The sequence below is a fragment of the Agromyces sp. P1_H4 genome, from assembly GCF_056405255.1.
The window spans coordinates 1-2,647 of sequence record NZ_JBFUCL010000434.1 but is presented as its reverse complement, the minus strand read 5'-3'; the positions used below and the strand labels follow the sequence as shown (position 1 = coordinate 2,647).

Below are 2,647 nucleotides of genomic sequence, written 5' to 3'. Positions count from 1 at the left end.
CCACGGTGGTGCCGACGTTCCTCGTCGACCAGAGGCGCACGTTGCCGCMCTCCTGCTCGACCCTGGCGCGGATCGATGTGCGCAGGCCGATGCGGTCCTCGGGCACCTCGGCCTCATCGAATCCGACACCGCTGTCCATGACGGCGACCGTCACCTCGCCGCCGCCGAGGCCGATGGCCAGCTCCGCCTCCGTGACGCCCGCGTGCCGCGCGACGTTGATGAGGCATTGGGCGACGGCCGCGTCGAGGGCGGCCAGCCGCGCCGGACCCAGGAGGCCCAGCACCGCGAAGTCGCCGGTGACGTGCAGGTCGAGCCCCGCGTTCGCCGCCGACACGAGCGCCTGCTCGAGCGATGGTGCGGTCACCCCCGACCGGCCTGCTCCGTCGGCCGCGGGGTCGCCGGCACCCGCCCGCCCCGTGTCGTCCGCCGACGCCGCACCGTGATCGACGGCCCAGTCGCGGCCGACGATGAGGCCGAGGTCCTGCCGGATGCCATCGCGCAGGCGATCATCGACCGGTCCCGAGCCCGCGGACGCGATCGCGACCAGGTGGCTGAGCGCCGTGTCGTGCAGTCGCGCGGTCGCCCGGAGCTCGTAGTCATGGCGGATGGCGAGCTCTCGGGTCTGCTGGCTCGCGCGGTGCAGCCCGGTCTCGCGGCGCGCGTCCCACCGCCGGCTGATCCCGTCGAAGCTGCGCGCGACCACGACGATGCCCAGTGCCGCTGCCGCGGCCACGTTCGGAACCCAGTCGGCCCCGTCGATCGCCGCGCCGAGGAACGCAGCGGCCTCGCCGAGCCCGTATCCGAGCACGGCCCAGGTGATGCCCAGCACGGAACCGACGCCCGCACCGCCGACGAGGACGAGCGCCACGCGGGGCAGGGCCAGGATCACGTTGTTCGTCGACTCGAAGCGGTACTCGGGGGCCATCACGAGCACCGCGAGGGCCAGTACGACCGCGGTACCCGTGATGAGGTACAGCAGGGTCGTGGTCACCGTCGGCACGCGTGCGACCAGCACGAGCAGCGCGGCCATCACGCCAAGCAGGACGGCGCTCGTCCAGCCGGCGGTCTCGCCACCGGTCGTCGCGCTGAGGACGCCGATGGCGATGCCGACCCCCAGGCACACCCATGCCGCGCAGTGCCCGGCGTGTGCGAGCGCCCGACTCAGGGAATCTCGCGCCAGGTGCGCGGGCAACCCAAGGGTCATGGTGGTCCTTCGCTCGCGGCCGCCGTCGATCGGGTTCGAGGGGTCTCAAGCGGATTATCGCAGGCGCGGGCAGCCCTCCGCAGTCACCGAGCCCGTCGTTCGAGCGGCGGCGCAGTGCGGTGGCGGCTCACAGGGTGCGCGTCTGCCTCAGAAGAGCGCGTCGGGGTCGGGCGGGAGGCTGAGCGCGTCGGGCAGCCGCGATGACCCGCGCGTGGCCGGCACGGGCACGCCCCGGTCGGCCAGTGCCGCCGATCGCACGCCGCCGGTGACCGGGTCCTCGCGACCGCGCTCGAGGCCGTGAGCCCTGATCAGGGGCCGCATCCGTTCGCCGAGCCACCGACGGTACGCCTTCGGGGCATACGTGTTGTTGCCGTAGTACATGGAGCGGTACCGCGGCACGAGTTCGGGATGCTCCTGTTCCAGCCACTGCATGAACCACGGCTTCACCCCGGGTTTCAGGTGCAGCGCGGTGTAGAGCACGCTCGACGCACCGGCGGCCTTGGCCTGCCGCAGCGCCTCGTCGAGGTGCGCCCGGGTATCGGTGAGGTAGGGCAGGATCGGCATCATGAAGACGGCGCAGTCGAGGCCGGCGTCGCGCACCGCGGTCACGGTGGCGAGCCGCGCCTTCGTGCTCGGCGTGCCCGGTTCGACCGACTGCTGGAGCTCGTGGTCGTAGACGGCGATCGACATGGCGAGGTCGACCGGGACCCGCTTCGCGGCCTCGGCCAGCTGCGGCAGGTCGCGCCGCAGCAGCGTTCCCTTCGTCAGGATGCTGAACGGCGTGCCGCTCTCGGTGAGCGCGTCGATGATGCCGGGCATGAGGACGTAACGCCCTTCCGCTCGCTGATAGGGGTCGGTGTTGGTGCCGAGGGCCACGGGTTCGTGCCGCCATGAGCGCCTCGCGAGCTCGGGTCGCAGCACCTCCGCGACGTTCACCTTGACGATGATCTGGCGGTCGAAGTCGTCGCCCGCGTCGAGGTCGAGGTAGGTGTGGGTGGGGCGGGCGAAGCAGTATGTGCACGCATGCGAGCAGCCCCGGTAGGGGTTGATCGTCCAGCCGAAGGGCATCATCGACTGGCCCGGCACCTTGTTGAGCGCCGACTTCGCGAGCACCTCGTGGAACGTGATGCCGGCGAACTCGGGCGTCTGCACCGACCGCACGAGGTTGTTGAGCTTCGCGAGCCCCGGTAGGGCGTCGCCCTGCTCGACTCCGAGTTCCTGCCCGCTCCACCGCATGGTGCTATTCGAACACATGTTCGAATCCGAGGCAAGTGGATGCCGCGGCGCGCCTCGTCTCCGGCCGCCGCCGCGGCATCCGCTCGTCAGCTCACGACCGCACCGCCGCCTCATCCACCAACCGCCCCGAGACGAGCTGGAGCCGCTCCGCCGACCATCGCCGCCGCAGCCATCGGTCGTGGCTCGCGATCACCACTGCGCCCGGGT

The 2,647-nt window shown here is 71.8% G+C and carries 2 protein-coding genes; both read right to left on the bottom strand.

Annotated features, from left to right (window positions below):
* A partial coding sequence (locus AC1DY2_RS18435) for a sensor histidine kinase (protein ID WP_476763734.1) occupies positions 1–1,204 on the bottom strand: 1,204 nt, incomplete at its 3' end.
* 147 nt (positions 1,205–1,351) lie between these two features.
* Entirely contained in the window at positions 1,352–2,440 is a 1,089-nt protein-coding gene (locus AC1DY2_RS18430; RefSeq protein ID WP_476763733.1) for an Rv2578c family radical SAM protein, read from the bottom strand.
* Between the last annotated feature and the right edge of the window lie 207 nt (positions 2,441–2,647).

Bases quoted from the DNA above. Each gene is read 5' to 3' on its own strand.
- AC1DY2_RS18430 (WP_476763733.1), bottom strand. From the start codon at position 2,440: ATGCGGTGGAGCGGGCAGGAACTCGGAGTCGAGCAGGGCGACGCCCTA.